The 16,334-nt window shown below is 43.5% G+C and carries 14 protein-coding genes, 18 tRNA genes and 2 rRNA genes (1 of these 34 only partly in view); 27 read left to right on the forward strand and 7 right to left on the reverse strand.

The genetic code is table 11. The annotated features are described in order from the left end of the window. The 21 genes from MKX62_RS11330 to MKX62_RS11430 form a co-directional block, all read left to right on the forward strand. Nucleotides 1-764: ribosomal RNA gene (locus MKX62_RS11330) — 23S ribosomal RNA — on the forward strand (it extends 2,168 nt beyond the left edge of the window). Nucleotides 765-910: 146 nt separating this feature from the next. Then, nucleotides 911-1,026 (forward strand): 5S ribosomal RNA (gene rrf, locus MKX62_RS11335). 44 nt (nt 1,027-1,070) lie between these two features. Further along, nucleotides 1,071-1,145, forward strand: a tRNA-Asn gene (locus MKX62_RS11340). A gap of 4 nt (nt 1,146-1,149) precedes the next feature. After that, a tRNA-Ser gene (locus tag MKX62_RS11345) sits at nt 1,150-1,241 on the forward strand. Between the two features lie 23 nt (nt 1,242-1,264). Beyond that, nucleotides 1,265-1,339: transfer RNA gene (locus tag MKX62_RS11350), tRNA-Glu, on the forward strand. 165 nt (nt 1,340-1,504) lie between these two features. Further along, a tRNA-Val gene (locus tag MKX62_RS11355) sits at nt 1,505-1,580 on the forward strand. 68 nt (nt 1,581-1,648) lie between these two features. Next, nucleotides 1,649-1,723 (forward strand) — tRNA-Met (locus tag MKX62_RS11360). An 81-nt stretch (nt 1,724-1,804) separates the two neighbouring features. Further along, nucleotides 1,805-1,879: transfer RNA gene (locus MKX62_RS11365), tRNA-Met, on the forward strand. Nucleotides 1,880-1,882: 3 nt separating this feature from the next. Then, nucleotides 1,883-1,958 (forward strand) — tRNA-Asp (locus MKX62_RS11370). Between the two features lie 59 nt (nt 1,959-2,017). Further along, a tRNA-Phe gene (locus MKX62_RS11375) sits at nt 2,018-2,093 on the forward strand. Between the two features lie 13 nt (nt 2,094-2,106). Beyond that, nucleotides 2,107-2,182, forward strand: a tRNA-Thr gene (locus MKX62_RS11380). Nucleotides 2,183-2,195: 13 nt separating this feature from the next. After that, nucleotides 2,196-2,280: transfer RNA gene (locus MKX62_RS11385), tRNA-Tyr, on the forward strand. A 5-nt stretch (nt 2,281-2,285) separates the two neighbouring features. Next, a tRNA-Trp gene (locus tag MKX62_RS11390) sits at nt 2,286-2,359 on the forward strand. Between the two features lie 27 nt (nt 2,360-2,386). Beyond that, a tRNA-His gene (locus tag MKX62_RS11395) sits at nt 2,387-2,462 on the forward strand. A 36-nt stretch (nt 2,463-2,498) separates the two neighbouring features. Continuing rightward, nucleotides 2,499-2,574 (forward strand) — tRNA-His (locus tag MKX62_RS11400). A gap of 34 nt (nt 2,575-2,608) precedes the next feature. Beyond that, nucleotides 2,609-2,684, forward strand: a tRNA-His gene (locus tag MKX62_RS11405). 10 nt (nt 2,685-2,694) lie between these two features. Continuing rightward, nucleotides 2,695-2,766: transfer RNA gene (locus tag MKX62_RS11410), tRNA-Gln, on the forward strand. Between the two features lie 4 nt (nt 2,767-2,770). After that, a tRNA-Gly gene (locus tag MKX62_RS11415) sits at nt 2,771-2,845 on the forward strand. A gap of 8 nt (nt 2,846-2,853) precedes the next feature. Continuing rightward, a tRNA-Cys gene (locus MKX62_RS11420) sits at nt 2,854-2,927 on the forward strand. A gap of 41 nt (nt 2,928-2,968) precedes the next feature. Beyond that, nucleotides 2,969-3,049: transfer RNA gene (locus tag MKX62_RS11425), tRNA-Leu, on the forward strand. Nucleotides 3,050-3,227: 178 nt separating this feature from the next. After that, on the forward strand, nt 3,228-3,680 hold the full coding sequence (locus MKX62_RS11430; protein ID WP_338653570.1) for an SRPBCC family protein: 453 nt from the start codon (nt 3,228-3,230) through the stop codon (nt 3,678-3,680). Between the two features lie 333 nt (nt 3,681-4,013). On the opposite strand, the gene MKX62_RS11435 is transcribed toward MKX62_RS11430, so the two are convergent. After that, nucleotides 4,014-4,529: a hypothetical protein gene (locus tag MKX62_RS11435; RefSeq protein ID WP_338653568.1), complete on the reverse strand. Its 516-nt coding sequence runs from the start codon at nt 4,527-4,529 to the stop codon at nt 4,014-4,016. Between the two features lie 29 nt (nt 4,530-4,558). Next, nucleotides 4,559-5,251 carry a B3/B4 domain-containing protein gene (locus tag MKX62_RS11440; RefSeq protein ID WP_422397615.1) on the reverse strand — a complete coding sequence of 231 codons (693 nt, stop codon included), beginning with the start codon at nt 5,249-5,251 and terminating at the stop codon, nt 4,559-4,561. A gap of 56 nt (nt 5,252-5,307) precedes the next feature. Between MKX62_RS11440 and queG the strand changes: the two genes are divergently transcribed. The 3 genes from queG to MKX62_RS11455 all read left to right on the forward strand — a co-directional run bounded on the left by queG (nt 5,308) and on the right by MKX62_RS11455 (nt 7,654). Beyond that, nucleotides 5,308-6,447: a tRNA epoxyqueuosine(34) reductase QueG gene (gene queG, locus MKX62_RS11445; protein ID WP_338653566.1), complete on the forward strand. Its 1,140-nt coding sequence runs from the start codon at nt 5,308-5,310 to the stop codon at nt 6,445-6,447. Between the two features lie 114 nt (nt 6,448-6,561). Beyond that, nucleotides 6,562-7,035 (forward strand): tRNA (uridine(34)/cytosine(34)/5-carboxymethylaminomethyluridine(34)-2'-O)-methyltransferase TrmL, encoded by a 474-nt coding sequence (trmL, locus tag MKX62_RS11450; RefSeq protein WP_067205859.1) that lies wholly within the window; start codon nt 6,562-6,564, stop codon nt 7,033-7,035. 325 nt (nt 7,036-7,360) lie between these two features. After that, nucleotides 7,361-7,654 (forward strand): hypothetical protein, encoded by a 294-nt coding sequence (locus tag MKX62_RS11455; RefSeq protein ID WP_067205862.1) that lies wholly within the window; start codon nt 7,361-7,363, stop codon nt 7,652-7,654. A 48-nt stretch (nt 7,655-7,702) separates the two neighbouring features. Here MKX62_RS11455 and MKX62_RS11460 read toward each other — a convergent pair whose 3' ends face one another. Continuing rightward, nucleotides 7,703-9,004, reverse strand: a complete 1,302-nt coding sequence (locus tag MKX62_RS11460) for an NCS2 family permease (protein WP_340741428.1) — start codon at nt 9,002-9,004, stop codon at nt 7,703-7,705. 156 nt (nt 9,005-9,160) lie between these two features. Between MKX62_RS11460 and MKX62_RS11465 the strand changes: the two genes are divergently transcribed. Beyond that, the gene (locus tag MKX62_RS11465; protein WP_340741429.1) at nt 9,161-9,985 is read left to right on the forward strand and encodes an aldo/keto reductase; all 825 of its coding nucleotides are present in this window, start codon (nt 9,161-9,163) and stop codon (nt 9,983-9,985) included. A 136-nt stretch (nt 9,986-10,121) separates the two neighbouring features. Continuing rightward, the gene (locus tag MKX62_RS11470; RefSeq protein WP_067205870.1) at nt 10,122-11,057 is read left to right on the forward strand and encodes a methyl-accepting chemotaxis protein; all 936 of its coding nucleotides are present in this window, start codon (nt 10,122-10,124) and stop codon (nt 11,055-11,057) included. Nucleotides 11,058-11,179: 122 nt separating this feature from the next. Here the strand turns inward: MKX62_RS11470 and MKX62_RS11475 are convergent, their stop codons facing one another. The 3 genes from MKX62_RS11475 to MKX62_RS11485 all read right to left on the reverse strand — a co-directional run bounded on the left by MKX62_RS11475 (nt 11,180) and on the right by MKX62_RS11485 (nt 13,053). Beyond that, nucleotides 11,180-12,031: an RluA family pseudouridine synthase gene (locus MKX62_RS11475; protein WP_067205872.1), complete on the reverse strand. Its 852-nt coding sequence runs from the start codon at nt 12,029-12,031 to the stop codon at nt 11,180-11,182. A 115-nt stretch (nt 12,032-12,146) separates the two neighbouring features. Then, on the reverse strand, nt 12,147-12,626 hold the full coding sequence (locus MKX62_RS11480) for a thioredoxin family protein (RefSeq protein WP_340741430.1): 480 nt from the start codon (nt 12,624-12,626) through the stop codon (nt 12,147-12,149). 1 nt (nt 12,627) lies between these two features. Continuing rightward, nucleotides 12,628-13,053: a disulfide oxidoreductase gene (locus MKX62_RS11485; protein ID WP_340741431.1), complete on the reverse strand. Its 426-nt coding sequence runs from the start codon at nt 13,051-13,053 to the stop codon at nt 12,628-12,630. A gap of 133 nt (nt 13,054-13,186) precedes the next feature. Between MKX62_RS11485 and MKX62_RS11490 the strand changes: the two genes are divergently transcribed. Further along, complete coding sequence (locus MKX62_RS11490) at nt 13,187-14,731, forward strand: bifunctional GNAT family N-acetyltransferase/carbon-nitrogen hydrolase family protein (protein WP_067205879.1); 1,545 nt, start codon at nt 13,187-13,189, stop codon at nt 14,729-14,731. Nucleotides 14,732-15,010: 279 nt separating this feature from the next. Here the strand turns inward: MKX62_RS11490 and rsgA are convergent, their stop codons facing one another. After that, a complete protein-coding gene (gene rsgA / locus MKX62_RS11495; protein ID WP_370569991.1) occupies nt 15,011-16,090 on the reverse strand; it encodes a ribosome small subunit-dependent GTPase A in 1,080 nt (359 codons plus the stop codon). Between the last annotated feature and the right edge of the window lie 244 nt (nt 16,091-16,334).

Here is a 16,334-nt window from a genome sequence, read left to right on the forward strand (position 1 = left end):
TCCGGAGCGCTAGCTTCGGATGAGGCGTTGGTGGGATACTACCCTGGCTGTATTGGACTTCTAACCCATGCCCCTTATCGGGGCAGGAGACAGTGTCAGGCGGGCAGTTTGACTGGGGCGGTCGCCTCCTAAAGAGTAACGGAGGCGCCCAAAGGTTCCCTCAGAATGGTTGGACATCATTCGTAGAGTGCAAAGGCATAAGGGAGCTTGACTGCGAGACCTACAAGTCGAGCAGGGTCGAAAGACGGGCTTAGTGATCCGGTGGTTCCGCATGGAAGGGCCATCGCTCAACGGATAAAAGCTACCCCGGGGATAACAGGCTTATCTCCCCCAAGAGTCCACATCGACGGGGAGGTTTGGCACCTCGATGTCGGCTCATCGCATCCTGGGGCTGTAGTCGGTCCCAAGGGTTGGGCTGTTCGCCCATTAAAGCGGTACGCGAGCTGGGTTCAGAACGTCGTGAGACAGTTCGGTCCCTATCCGTCGCGGGCGCAGGAAATTTGAGAGGAGCTGTCCTTAGTACGAGAGGACCGGGATGGACATACCTCTGGTGTACCAGTTGTCTTGCCAAAGGCATCGCTGGGTAGCTATGTATGGACGGGATAAATGCTGAAAGCATCTAAGCATGAAGCCCCCCTCGAGATGAGATTTCCCATTACGCAAGTAAGTAAGATCCCTCAAAGAAGATGAGGTTGATAGGTCTGGGGTGGAAGCACGGCGACGTGTGGAGCTGACGGATACTAATCGATCGAGGACTTAACCAATTTTGAAAAGGGCTTGATTACCCTGATTCTGTGTAGCACAATGTCTGTTTTATTCAGTTTTGAGCGAACAAAATTAATTATTTTGTAAAAACGCTTGCAAGTAACAACAAGGTGTGATATAATTAATCTTGTCTTGTGGAAAATAGTTCAGTGACGATTGCGAAGAGGTCACACCCGTTCCCATACCGAACACGGAAGTTAAGCTCTTCAGCGCCGATGGTAGTTGGGGGTTTCCCCCTGTGAGAGTAGGACGTCGCTGGTCTGTTAGTCCAAAAGAAGATACTTAATGTATGTTCTTAATATTATTCCGCAGTAGCTCAGTGGTAGAGCAATCGGCTGTTAACCGATCGGTCGTAGGTTCGAGTCCTACCTGCGGAGCCATTTAGGAGAGCTGTCCGAGTGGCCGAAGGAGCATGATTGGAAATCATGTAAGCGGCTAACGCTGTTTCAAGGGTTCAAATCCCTTGCTCTCCGCCAGATTCATATAAATGATAAATTAAGGCCCCTTGGTCAAGCGGTTAAGACACCGCCCTTTCACGGCGGTATCACGGGTTCGAATCCCGTAGGGGTCACCATAACTTTTTAGAAATTCATCATTAAGCACGTAGACTTTAATTCAGTAATTCGAGCATAGCACACTCTCGTTAAAATCGGGAGAAGGAAGGAGCGTACATTAGTACGTGACTGACTGAGCGAATGAAGCTGACAAAGAGATGCGCCGCTTATCGCAATTTTACCCAGGAGGATTAGCTCAGCTGGGAGAGCACCTGCCTTACAAGCAGGGGGTCGGCGGTTCGAGCCCGTCATCCTCCACCATTAAGTTTTTTAAGCAGATTCACCGCTTAAAGAAACTTACATATATTTAATTATATAAATACTATTGTCGCGGGGTGGAGAAGTGGTATCTCGTCGGGCTCATAACCCGAAGGTCGCAGGTTCAAATCCTGCCCCCGCAACCAAATTTTATCATGATACAGCAGATCATATAGCTGACATGTAAATGATTAGCTCTTTATCAAATGAATACATTATATTGTTGTCGCGGGGTGGAGAAGTGGTATCTCGTCGGGCTCATAACCCGAAGGTCGCAGGTTCAAATCCTGCCCCCGCAACCAAATGGTCCCGTGGTGTAGCGGTTAACATGCCTGCCTGTCACGCAGGAGATCGCCGGTTCGATCCCGGTCGGGACCGCCATTTTTATTTTTCTTATAAGGTTTAGAATAAGCTAATATCTTAATGTAAACCAAATATGTGGCTCAGTAGCTCAGTCGGTAGAGCAAAGGACTGAAAATCCTTGTGTCGGCGGTTCGATTCCGTCCTGAGCCACCATTTTAATATTTGTGCCGGAGTAGCTCAACTGGTAGAGCAACTGACTTGTAATCAGTAGGTTGAGGGTTCAAGTCCTTTCTCCGGCACCATTTACACCTATATGGTGGGGTAGCGAAGTGGCTAAACGCGGCGGACTGTAAATCCGCTCCCTACGGGTTCGGCGGTTCGAATCCGCCCCCCACCACCAGTTTTAGGGGCATAGTTTAACGGTAGAATAGAGGTCTCCAAAACCTTTGATGTGGGTTCGATTCCTACTGCCCCTGCCATTTTTTTTAGTATAATCTAATATTATGGCGATTGTGGTGAAGTGGTTAACACATCGGATTGTGGTTCCGACACTCGAGGGTTCGATTCCCTTCAGTCGCCCCATTTATCTATCCAATTAAAACAAACTTATATATCATGGCGATTGTGGTGAAGTGGTTAACACATCGGATTGTGGTTCCGACATTCGAGGGTTCGATTCCCTTCAGTCGCCCCATTTTATATTCAATTAAAACAAACTAGATATCATGGCGATTGTGGTGAAGTGGTTAACACATCGGATTGTGGTTCCGACACTCGAGGGTTCGATTCCCTTCAGTCGCCCCATTTATCTTTTTGGGGTATAGCCAAGCGGTAAGGCAACGGACTTTGACTCCGTCACTCGTTGGTTCGAATCCAGCTACCCCAGTTTCGCGGAAGTAGTTCAGTGGTAGAATACGACCTTGCCAAGGTCGGGGTCGCGGGTTCGAATCCCGTCTTCCGCTCCATCATCTACGGCGGCATAGCCAAGCGGTAAGGCATGGGTCTGCAACACCCTTACCACCGGTTCGATTCCGGTTGCCGCCTCCAATTTTCTTATGTATCGTTGTTCGTAAACTAAATAGTGTTATGCCCGAGTGGTGGAATGGCAGACACGTCGCACTCAAAATGCGATGCCGTAAGGCGTGCCGGTTCAAGTCCGGCCTCGGGTATCAGATGAAAAACACAACTTCGGTTGTGTTTTTTTGTGTTTAATTTCTACTATATAAGTTGACTTAACTGAGCGAACGTGGGCTTTGGCTACCCCTAGCACTTTAAAGAATTCAATGTAATTTAATTCTTTATTTCAATATATATTTAGATAAAAGAATAGAGAGTAGGGGAAACATTATGCCATTAATTGAACACCAGGAGTTCATTCAAGCCTCGGTAGAACGTTGCTTTGATCTTGCACGAGACGTGGATATTCATACCCGTACAACAGAGGGGACGAAAGAGAAGGCTGTCGGTGGGGTGACAACAGGTTTATTGCTGGCCGGGGATATTGTTACATGGGAGGCCGTTCATTTCGGTATAAGACAAAGACTAACTGCCAAAGTAACGGTGATGGATAGACCGTATATGTTTGAAGACATAATGGTGAAAGGAGCATTCCACTCTTTTCACCATATTCATCAGTTTATTGAGAAGGATAATGGTACTCTGATGATTGACAGATTTCAATATAGATCACCCTGTGGAGTGATTGGTGTTATTGCGGATAAGTTGTTTTTGGAAAGCTATATGAGAAACTTTATTGTGAGTCGAGCAAGAGCTCTGAAGCATATTGCAGAAAATGAGTAAGATGCATTTCATCAGGAAAAGTCGACTTGATAAACTTGGTGGCACAAGTTTTCTAGAGAGTGGAACCTGGACGTTACTAATAGATGGTGAGAAAACACAGCGGTTCAAAAATGGGTAGTAAACAAAATCGCTCCTTACCGCCGAAGCGTAAGGAGCGATTTTCATAGAGGGGATCCGATGACACTAGTTTGGGTTGTCCATTGCAATTGCCTTGGTTGGTCATTGGGGATTGGTCACAAAGTAAATGGTGACAGGTTATTGGTTTGCCTGCAATTTAAATTGGATTGATCCCTACTCTATGCCCTGGAGAGGAGTCTCACCTTTCCAAGGGCATTAAAAGTACTTCGTATCATCAAATTTCAAGACAATCGAATAGTTTTTTGCATTAATAGAATTAGATAACTTATGTGCATCCTTTTCTGCTTGCAATGATTTCACCCGATAATCCTCAGGAACGAATAAAGCAACACGGTATACGACCGTACCTTCAGAGTAGCCGTATTGAATCTCTTCTTTTTCTGCCATAGAGAGTTCTTTGTAAAAGCGGGCTTTTGCACGCAATTGTATGGCAAGTTCAATCGCTTCGACAATCGCAAGTTGTTGCCCTTGGAACTCGATTTCATTATCGATATTGGCACGATACATGAGACGGTCGAGCACTCGACTATCTAAACGGACTTCATCCAATTCTGTTTCTACGATTTTAAGGCTACGTGGTCCTTGATCAGGGGTGTTGCCTTTTTCTACATTCGTAAAGGCTACGCGTCTCATTTCATCTTCAAGCTCATGAATTCGTTTTGTTAAAACACTTTTTAATTTTACAGCTTCAGCGAGTGTTATGTTGCTCACTTGTTCATTCCCCCCATTTAGAAACATTGTCAGTCAACTATAATGGAAGTTTGTCCCTCGTGCAAAACATATGAACGAACATCTCCACCACTAAGACTAGTAAACATGTTCCCACATGCTGTTGTCAGTTCAAACGCTTCAGTAGCATCCATGGACGGGCGTAGGAAGAAGATATGTAACGCGTCTGTCGTATCTTCTGTTACAGCGCTGCGTATAGAATCGACATATGGACTACCGAATGGGCTATAATCATCTTTTAACAGTAGAATGTTTTGTAATGAATTAAAACGACCATTCAATCCATCATATCCATCCTCTTCTGTCCCTGAAGTAACGATTATATCGCCGACAATTTTTTCGAGGTCATAGATGCCTACTGGAATTTCGTGCTGCAAGGAAAAGAAGTTATTCAAGTCGACAGCATTGTGGAATGGATCGATGTAGTTTTGCTTCTTAATCCGGCGCATAAGTGCTTCTGTAGAATGACGGTATCGATTAGAGTCTGCGCCAAGTGCTTTCCACACAGTACGCCATTCTTTAATGCCAGGGAATTCGGGGACGGACTTGTTCTCCAGCTCAAAGAAAAGTTGCTCTTGGAATAATTGCAATTTTCCTTTTAGCATTTGAGGCGATTCTGACACTGTAATTTTGGTATAATGATTAATGCCCAATTTTAATCCGGGTACGGCACCTAAAAGCTTCATATCCATTTCAATAATCAATGACTTCACCCTTTATATAGTTTAATTCAATAGTAGCATAGTGGAGGCGATACAGTGTGAATGCTGTTCAGTTGCAACAGTCAGTGAGGGACTATGCGGAGTCAATCGGCATCGACAAAATTGGTTTTACAACAGCTGCACCATTTCGTGAGTTGAAAAACCGCTTGAAGCGGCAGCAAGAACTAGGCTATCAGTCGGGTTTTGAAGAAAAGGATTTAGATAAACGGACAGAACCTGCTCTTTTGCTTGATCAAGCAGAAAGCATTATTGCAATTGCTGTAGCTTATCCATCCAAAATGGCAGATTCTCCGAGAGGAAAAAAAGGCGAGCGCCGGGGTATTTTTTGCCGTGCATCATGGGGAACAGATTATCATACAGTCCTTCGTGAAAAGCTGAGACTGCTTGAGGAATTTATACTAGAACATGCACCTAAAGCAAAGGTTCGCTCGATGGTAGATACGGGTGAGCTTGCAGACCGCGCTGTTGCAGAACGGGCGGGGATTGGCTGGTCGGCAAAAAACTGTTCAATAATTACGCCGGAATTCGGTTCGTATGTGTACCTGGGTGAAATGATTACCAATATCCCTTTTGCGCCGGACGTTCCAATGGAAGATGAATGTGGGGATTGCACACTTTGTCTTGACGTATGTCCAACTGGTGCATTGATTCAGGGAGGCCAATTAAATGCGCAGCGTTGTATTGCTTTCCTTACACAGTCGAAAAAGCCAATTCCGGAAGAATTTCGTGCGGAGTTTGGTAATCGGATATACGGGTGTGATACATGTCAAACGGTATGTCCGAAAAATAAAGGAAAGCATAATTTGCATCAGCAAGCATTCCAAGCAGACCCTGAACTGGCGAAGCCGCTTCTTCAACCAGTGCTTAGGCTGTCGAATCGAGAATTTAAAGAGAAATTTGGACATGTATCAGGATCTTGGCGCGGAAAAAATCCGATTCAGCGAAATGCAATTATTGCACTCGCACATTTCAAGGAGGAGTCTGCGGTACCAGAATTGATCAGTATGTTAGAGAACGATCCGAGACCCGTCATTCGTGGTACGATTGCATGGGCACTTGGTCGAATTGGTTTGGAAGAAGGATATGTAGCGATTAAGGAAGCATTATCGAAAGAGGAAGATCCGGAAGTGCGTGCTGAATTAGAAAAGGCAGCGGATACTTATATACTGAAGAAATGAATGCCTATATAAACTAAACGAAGGCTTCTTACAAGGGGGAGCAGAAAAAAATCAATGGGGTTCTATATTTCAACGTATCTATAGTAAAAAAGTTTAATTGGAGGAATCACTGAGATGGCCATACACGTAGCGTTATTTGAACCACAAATCCCTGCAAACACAGGGAATATTGCAAGGACATGCGCAGGAACAGGAGCGAAACTTCATCTTGTGAAACCGCTTGGGTTTTCGACGGACGACAAAATGTTGAAACGTGCGGGGCTCGATTACTGGGAGCACGTCGATATTACATATCATGAAGGAATTCGTGAGCTATTCGCGGCGAATCCCGATGCTGTTTTTTACTTTTTGACAAAACACGGTGAAAGGACTCATACTGCATTCGATTATTCTGATGGTGCAACAGATATATTTTTCGTCTTCGGTAAAGAGACGAGCGGACTTCCTGAAGAAATTTTAGAGGAGAATAAAGAACGGTGTCTACGAATCCCGATGAACGACAACATTCGGTCGCTTAATTTATCGAACACGGCGGCGATACTTATATATGAAGCGCTTAGGCAACAATCTTATCCAGGATTGGTATAAAAAAAACGGGGCAGCCTGAAGGCATGTCCCGTTTTACTTATTGTTATTTTTTTAGGCCAGGTATCTTAACCTTGCCCGGTTTATCATCGTATCCGCCTGTGAAAATTGCAGATAGGAATGCAAAGCAAACACCTATAATTAGAATTACTGTCATGATAGGTACCTCCTGTAAATTCATTAGTAGCTTCGTTAAGTATACCCTATTTTAAATGGAATTGAAACGACCGTCAGGAAAAATTGTGACAGAGCCAAGAAAAATGAAACTTTTTGTCGGCTTGTCCGTATATAACATAACGATTTAAATAATATGGAGGTAGAATATAGTATGAAAAATTACTCGACAGGAATGAAATGGATCACGGCAATTGCAGAAGGTTTTCTTGCAATTCCAATCATTGGAGGAGTTTTTGTTATAAGCTCCGGATATTCAGTGCTGGGTGTCATGTTCGTTTTACATGCAATTACGTTACTGCTTTCAATTCGGGACATGCAGGGTAAGGCAGCACCCATCCTAGGTCTCGTAACGAGCATAGTGAGTGCTATTCCGTTCATTGGCTGGTTCATGCACCTACTAACTGCAGGAGCGCTCGTAATGTCGGCTATCACTTCTAGACGCTAAATCAATATGTAAAAAATACCCTTCCGAATACTAACGGAAGGGTATTTTTTAATGTGGTAAATAGAGCAGCTGATAGGTGAACAGTACCGCGAAAATATATAACAGGATAGGAACTTGTTTTCCTTTCCCTTTCACAACTTTCAATAGCGGGTATGTGATGAAACCAAGAGCGATTCCTGTCGCAATGCTCGAAGTGAGTGGCATTGTTAGAATAACGAGGAAGGCTGGGAATGCTTCATCGAATGAATCCCAATCAATATCTTTCACTGCACCAATCATCAAGCTTCCGACGATAATCAAAGCAGGAGCTGTGATTGCAGATACACCAGACAATGTACTGACGAGTGGACCGAAAAATGCCGCGACAAGGAAGAGGATAGAGACAGTCAGTGATGTCAATCCTGTCCGGCCACCTACTGCAACACCAGATGAAGATTCGATGTACGCCGTTGTTGGGCTCGTACCGAACATCGATCCGAATGTTGTTGCAACAGAATCTGCAAGTAATGCATGACGTGCACGTGGCAGCTTATTGCCTTTCATAAGGCCAGCCTGTTTTGCAACGCCAATCATCGTGCCGGTGGTATCGAACAAGGTAACGATGAGAAAGGCAAAAACCACCCCATACAAACCATGTGAAATGACGTCACCGAATGCAGTAATCGGATTCCAAACAAGAATCCCTTCCGGCAATTTAGGCATTTTCCATAAGGCACCTTCAAATTTGAGCTGACCCGTAAAGACTGCGACAATTCCGGTTAGAACCATTCCAATGAAAATCGAACCATAGATATTCAAAGTCATAAGAATAACCGTCACGAGAAGGCCGAACAAAGCGAGTAGAACGGGCGGAGACGTAAGGTCGCCAAGCTTAACAAGGTTCGCCTCATGTGGAGCGACGAGTCCAGAAAGACGCAAGCCGATAAAGGCGATGAATAACCCTATCCCAGCTGTAATCCCGAGCTTCAGACTCTCAGGAATTGATTCAATTAATTTTTCACGGAAAGAAGTCAAGGACAACAGAACAAATATTAATCCAGCTATGAATACTGCAGAAAAAGCAGTCATGTAGTCGAGTTGACCATCAGATGCGAGAACAACCGATGTAAAATAAGCATTCAATCCCATTCCTGGTGCAATTGCAATTGGATAATTGGCGAAAAGTGCCATCCAAAGTGTACCGATAACCGCAGCGATAATTGTCGCAATGAATACTTGCTCGAATGGTACGCCGGCGTCAGCGAGAATAATCGGATTGACGATGACAATATAGGCCATTGTCAAAAAAGTTGTCATTCCTGCCAATACTTCCGTTTTCACAGTGGTATTATGTTTTTTTAAATGAAACAATGTAAATCTCCTTTCAGAATACGAACGAAATGAAGTACATTTACAATAATATTCGTTTTTACGTTAAAATTCAACTCTGAAATGCAATCAGGTAATTCGTAATATTCGAATGCCGCTTGTACAATTAAAGAATAAGTTTCGAAAGGGGAAATTCAAATGACAAAACGATTCAACGGAACACTTGAGCTAGCAAATGGTGTGAAAATGCCACAATTAGGACTTGGCGTCTATAAGATGACGGATCCGGGTCAGACTGTCGAAGCAATTACATACGCACTAGAAACAGGATATCGCGCAATTGACACAGCGGCAATCTATGAGAATGAAAGGGAAACGGGGGAAGCGATCCGTCACTCTGGTGTTCCAAGGGAAGAGCTGTTCATCACATCGAAGGTATGGAATACTGATCAGGGCTATGACGGGACACTCCGCGCATTCGAGACTTCATTGAAGAAACTAGGCTTAGATTATTTGGATCTATATTTGACACATTGGCCTGTGTCAGAAAAATATGTCGACACTTATAAAGCGATTGAACGGTTGTATGACGAAAAACTGATCCGTACAACAGGTGTCTCCAATCATCATGCCCATCATCTTGAAAAAATCCTTGTAAAAGCAAATGTTGCGCCAATGGTGAACCAGATTGAACTCCATCCGTATCTAACACAGGAACCGCTCCGTGCGTTTTGCGAAGAGAATGGAATTGCTGTGACGTCTTGGTCACCGCTTGCACGTGGGAAGCTACTTGCAGAACCAACGCTTCTTACTATCGGCGAACAGTACGGTAAAACACCTGCGCAAGTTATTATCAGATGGCATTTGCAAAATAATCTCATCGTTATTCCAAAGTCGGTGACACCTGAACGTATAAGTGAAAATAATGAAGTTGCCGATTTTGAACTGTCATCTGAAGAAATGGCATCGATTAACGCACTTAATCGCGATGAGCGGACGGGAACCAATCCGGATTCATACTAATTTCATTAGCGTGCCTGATATGTGTCATAAGTCTTAATGCTATTCATAGTATTGCAACTTTTAGCACAAATACTACATTCAAAATGAGGTATTTTATGGTATGATAAAAAAAAGGGTGTAGGAGGAATTGATTACCATGTTCAGAAGCAAGAAAAAGGGTATCGAGGATGATCGTCTTCAACTAGAAATTGACCGTTTGAAGTTGGCGTATTCAGATAAAGAACAACAGGATCAAGGACGTTTAACTGACTTAAAAAGCGAGCTGAATGCTGCTGTTAATCAGCATGAAAAAGTAAACGCGCAACATAACGTATTAGGTGAAGCAGTTAGTCAGATTGAGACAAGGTTTGAAAACGTAGGTGAACTAAGCGAAAGAACTTCGGAAAAGTCACAGGACTTGTTTGAAAAAGGTCGTTCACTTGAAGAACAATCTCATAGCATGGTTAAAGAAGCATCAGAAGGAACGAAAGAGGTAAAGGCGACAGCCGATGTAATCAAAGATTTGGGAATCCAAATTCAAGCTTCCGAACAGAACATGACGAACTTAAGCGCTAGATCAGTTGAGATACAGTCAATTGTCGGCGTCATTGAAGATATTGCAGCGCAGACAAATTTGCTTGCATTGAATGCGTCAATCGAGGCGGCACGGGCTGGAGAATCCGGAAAAGGGTTCGCGGTCGTTGCCCAAGAAGTAAGGAAACTTGCAGAAAGCACGTCGGATAGTACGGCAAACATCCAAACATTAACTTCTTCACTTCGCAATGAAATCGAGCAAGCGCTTGCCGCTACAAGGAAAAGTGCTGAGCTCGTTGAAAAAGGAGTCGAAGTAAGTTTGGCAACTGCATTAAAAATTGAAAGCATCCTAAGCACGATTGAGGTAAGCCAAGGTGACATTGGTGCTATTCAAGAAATGATTGAAGAACAGAAAAAACTGTCCGAAGAAGTGAAACATGAACTTCACGGTGCGAAAAGTTTATTCTCACAAGCACATAATCTAATTGTGGAACATATTGAAGATGCAAAAGAAGTTGATGAGCGTCTTGAGAATGGAATCCGTCAACTAGCGTTTTAATTTGATTCAGTAGGAGCGAACTTAGGAGTACCTAGACTAAAAATGCCGCGTTCTGAGGATGTCACAAACTAAGTGCAATTTATTAAAAAAATGCCATGGAGAAATACTCTCCATGGCATTTTTTAGATATTTTTCATTTCAATAAGCGTCTGTTCTTCTGTAAATGGATGGATGAACGATAACGCAGTTGCAGTTAACCGATAATGACCGTCTTCCGTTTCACTGCCGTCATATAGTGTATCGCCTGTAACTGGGTATCCAATATGTGATAAATGTACGCGGATTTGGTGTGTCCGACCTGTTTCAAGATCAGCTTCTACGATGGACGTCTCTTCTTTACGTTCAATAAGCCGGAAGTTTGTAACAGCGGCTTGTCCAGACATTGAAACAATTCGTTTGGCTGGATGATGGCGGTCTTTTCCAATCGGAAGTCTAATGGAACCTTTAGGTCGTTTCAAGTAACCGTCAACTTCTGCAGTGTATTTCCGTGAGATGTCATTATTCTCAATCATACGGTCGAAGAGTGCCTTCGCAATTGGATGCTTCGCAACGAGAACAACACCGGAAGTTCCTTTATCAAGACGATGGATATGCTCGGCATAATCCCCGCCATTGTTTTTAACATATGCCATGACAGCATTCATCAGTGTACCTTTGTCCCTTGGACCATCGGGATGTGTTGTCATACCAGCAGGTTTAACAGCTGCCAGGATATGCTCGTCTTCAAAAAGTACGGTAAGTTCAACTTGTTCATCAGCAATATACGTGGAAGCTGCATCAGGGAAAGTAAACACCAATTCTGTACCTTTCGCGAGAGGTAAGCGCCAGTCGTCTACGGGTTCGCCGTTCGAATCTAGTACACTCTTGGCCATACGCATAAGGTGGACCGTCTTTTTACCGCCTTGCCATTTATCTTTGAGCAAGTATTCAACCGTCATATTGTCTTCTTGTGTTTTATAATGAAATAAAGCCATTTAAATCATTCCTTCCAGTCGTGGGCCTACAGGATGTAGGTCATGAAGCGTGAGGGATTGTACTTCATCCCTCCTAGTTGCCGCAGGACGCAGCGAACTTAGACTTCGTTCCATATTATTTGCCTTCGAATTCATTGAAAAATGCACGGATATTTTCCTCGGGTTGTGCACCGAGCATACGTCCGACTTCTTTACCATCTTTGTAGTGGACGAGGGCTGGCCAACGTTCAATTTTATAGTCTGTATCCATTCCGGCTTTATCACCAAATTCCATCATGTTATATTGCAGTACGTTGACATCCAACTCTTTTGCAATTGGCATCAAAACAGGTGTCATTTCCATGCAAAATTGACATTCAGGGTGGAAATAATAGGCCGTTACTGATTCACCGGCCTCGATTTTTTTGAACAGAGTATCTGGCAAGACGATGTTGCTGTAGTTTTCATTGCCGATCAAATCGATTGTTGGTTTTTCAAGATTATCCGTTCCATATGGATTGTCTTTCATTTTTGCTTGGTCCGCTTTGTTCGATAATACGACAATGAGGATGAAGACCGCGACAATAGCACCGCCAATGATTAATAATTTTTTCAAGTTACTTCGACTCCTTCTGCCATTTCATCATGAAAAGGCTTGTAATAAAGATGATTAAAAATGCCAAAAGCGCCAAGAATGGAATGGTGATGAATCCGAGATAGTTGATGTATTGTCCTGTACAAGACACGTTTCCACAAGTAGGTGCACTATTGCCCAAAAAAGTCAGCTTTTGAATTCCATAATGATAGAGGGAGATACTTCCACCAACAATCGAGAAAACAGCTAGAGTCAAGGCAATTCGTGCGTTTTTTTGGAACAGGGCGACACCTGAAATGAGTACGATTGGATACATCAGAATCCGCTGGTACCAACAGAGCGTACAGGGCTCATATCCGCGTACTTCCGAAAAGTATAACGAACCGAGCGTTGCGACAAATGAAACTGTCCAAATAACAATGAGACTGTTTTCTAGTCGTTTTTGCATACAATCATCTCCTGCTTGGTAAACTACATACACATTTGATTATAGGGTGTCGTATTAAACAAGTAAAACATTATTAACTGTAGGGGCAACTGCGGTATAATGGAGAGATACAGGTTGGGAAGAGGTGTTTCGGATGAGTGAAGAATTTGATTTGTCTGAGTTTGAAATAAGTATGGTTATTCGTCAGATGAAATTTGAGGATATAACGAGGCTTTTAAGTATGCAGGAATTATGTTTCCCTGGTATGGAACCGTGGGAAGAGGGGCATCTAAAGAGTCATTTAGAAAATTTTCCGGAAGGACAGATGGTTGCTGAATTGGATGGGGAAATCATCGGTTCATGCTCTAGTCTAATCATCAATTTCGATGAGTATGACGACCGCCATACATGGGATGATGTCACTGATGAAGGGTACATAACAAACCATAATCCCGACGGTTATAATATGTACGGCATCGAAGTTATGGTGCATCCTGGCTACCGCCGTATGAAGGTCGGACAGCGTTTGTATGAAGCACGTAAAGAACTTGCGAGAGAGCTCAATTTGAAGTCGATTATCCTAGGTGGTCGGATCCCGAACTACCATAAATTTGCCGAAGAAATGTCGCCGCGTGAATATGTAGATTCTGTGTCGCGCCATAAAATCTATGATCCTGTACTGACGTTCCAACTGATGAATGACTTTACGTTGATGAGGGTTAATCCAAACTATCTACCGGACGATAAAGCATCGAAGAAATATGCAACACTTATGGAATGGAATAACGTTGATTATAAACCGCTGACGAAGCGTCATTTCAAGACAAGTTATCCAGTACGTATTTGCGTTGTCCAATACTTGATGCGCAAGATTTCATCATTCGACGACATGGCTCATCAGTGTGAATACTTCGTTGACGTCGCGTCTGATGCCAACTCCGATTTCGTCGTCTTCCCGGAAATATTCACGACTCAGCTTATGTCATTTATGGATGAAATATCGCCGAGCCAAGCAGTACGTAAAATGACTGAATATACGCCGCAATATATTGAGATGTTCATGAATCTTGCAGTCCGTTATAACGTGAATATCATTGGTGGATCTCACTTTGTCGAGGAAGAGGATGAAGAAATCTACAATATTTCGTATTTGTTCCGTCGTGATGGGTCAATCGAAAAACAATATAAGATTCACATTACGCCAAATGAACGAAAATGGTGGGGAATTAGTGCAGGAGATGCGGTTCGCGTCTTCGATACAGACTGCGGGAAAATCGCCATCCAAATTTGTTATGATATTGAATTCCCCGAATTGGCACGTATTGCAACAGATATGGGTGCCAATATTATCTTCACACCATTTTGTACAGAAGATAGACAAGGGTATCTGCGCGTCCGTTATTGTGCCCAAGCCCGAGCGATTGAAAATCAGATTTACACTGTTATTTCTGGCACGGTCGGAAACTTGCCACAGACGGCAAATATGGATATCCAATATGCACAATCAGCTATATTCGCTCCATCCGATTTCGAGTTTGCTCGGGATGGCATCGTAGGAGAAACGAATGCAAATTTAGAAATGGTACTTATTGGAGACGTCGACCTCGAGATATTACGTCGCCAGCGTCAGGACGGTACCGTGAAGCAACTAAAAGATCGTCGTCATGATGTGTACCATATCGAGTATAAAAAGGATTGAAAGCAAAAATGCCATGCATACCGGTAAACCCGGTGTACGTGGCTGTTTTTTTGTAACGCAAAAAGTAGTTTCCGACTTACTAGGAATTCGATGGTGGTGATAAACTCGTTTAAGACGGTGATAAACAGGTCCATGGCGGTGATAAACCTCCCGATGACGGTGATAAAGCAAATCAACGCGGTGATAACAATCAATATACATATCAAAAAAAGGGCTGTTCTTGTTAGTCGATAATTTATCGACTAACAGATCAGCCCTTCTCATATAGTGACTCTTTACTTATTTCTTCTTCGAAGGATGATTGCGCATACTTTTTGTTATCTTTTTCCACTTATTCCGTTCTTCGGATCGAGCGGCGGCATCCATTTTTCGTTCAAGGAATGCCAACTCTTTTTGGAGTTTCAGATAGCTCGCATAGCGGTCTTCAGGTAAAGCACCTGTAGCAAGTGCTTCCTGTACTGCACATCCGGGTTCATTGTTATGCTGACAGTCATTGAACTTGCATGAATTGGTGAATGCTTCCACGTCTTTAAAACCTGAATCCAGGCTCTCGCTGTTGTCCCACAGCTGAAACTCTCTCATCCCTGGCGTATCAATCAATACACCGCCGCCAGGAATCTTAACGAGTTCACGATGGGTCGTCGTATGCCGGCCCTTATCGTCATCATCACGGATATCTTGAACGAACATCGTTTCACCGCCGTAAATGGCGTTTGTAAGAGAGGATTTCCCTACACCTGAAGAACCTAATAAGGCCGCTGTTTTTCCACCATCTAACAGTGCGGTCAATTCGTCAATTCCTTCACCGGTAACATTGCTCACGGCGAAAACATCAGCGCCCATAGCTATATTCCGTGCTTCTTCAATGTAGTGGGAAGGGTCATCACATACGTCTTTCTTTGTTAATACGACGACGGGACTTGCGCCTGAATCATAGGCGGCAACCAGATAACGCTCGAGTCGTCTAGCATTAAAGTCTTTATTCATCGACATGACCAAGAAAACGATATCGATATTTACTGCGATAATTTGTTCGGAAATCATTGTGCCAGCGGATTTTCTGGAGAACAGAGATGTTCTCGGTAATATGTCATGGATAATACCACGTTCTTCACCAGGCATTTTTTCCACTGCGACCCAATCACCGACAGCTGGAAAGTCTCGTCGCTCATCGGCTTCGTACTGCATCGCACCCGAACAGACAGATAGCCATTCACCTTCAGCTGTGACAACCCGATACATTCTTTTATGCTCGAGTGTGACACGCCCAGGCGTACATTTTTTCATTTTTAATCCGTCTTTTATATCATCCCAGTTCGTTTCATGGGATAAATTCCAACCGTACTCGTTTAAATTAATCAATTTATATTCCTCCTGTTATGTGCGTACTAGAAAAGCGCAAGGCGCCTGTAGCTAGACAATAAAAAAGCCGTGGGTCCTTTGATCGGACACCACGGCTTTCACGCGCATAACAGAATAAGCATGCTTATTATAAAAGCACGGCAGGTGAAAGTATGGGTCCGATCAAATTAGCAATAGGTACAATGATAATAGCCATAAAACTTCACCTGCTTTCTGTAAGTTGAATTAATAATAACAAGAC

The sequence above is a fragment of the Sporosarcina sp. FSL K6-5500 genome (assembly GCF_038005665.1).
Lineage (GTDB): Bacteria > Bacillota > Bacilli > Bacillales_A > Planococcaceae > Sporosarcina > Sporosarcina psychrophila.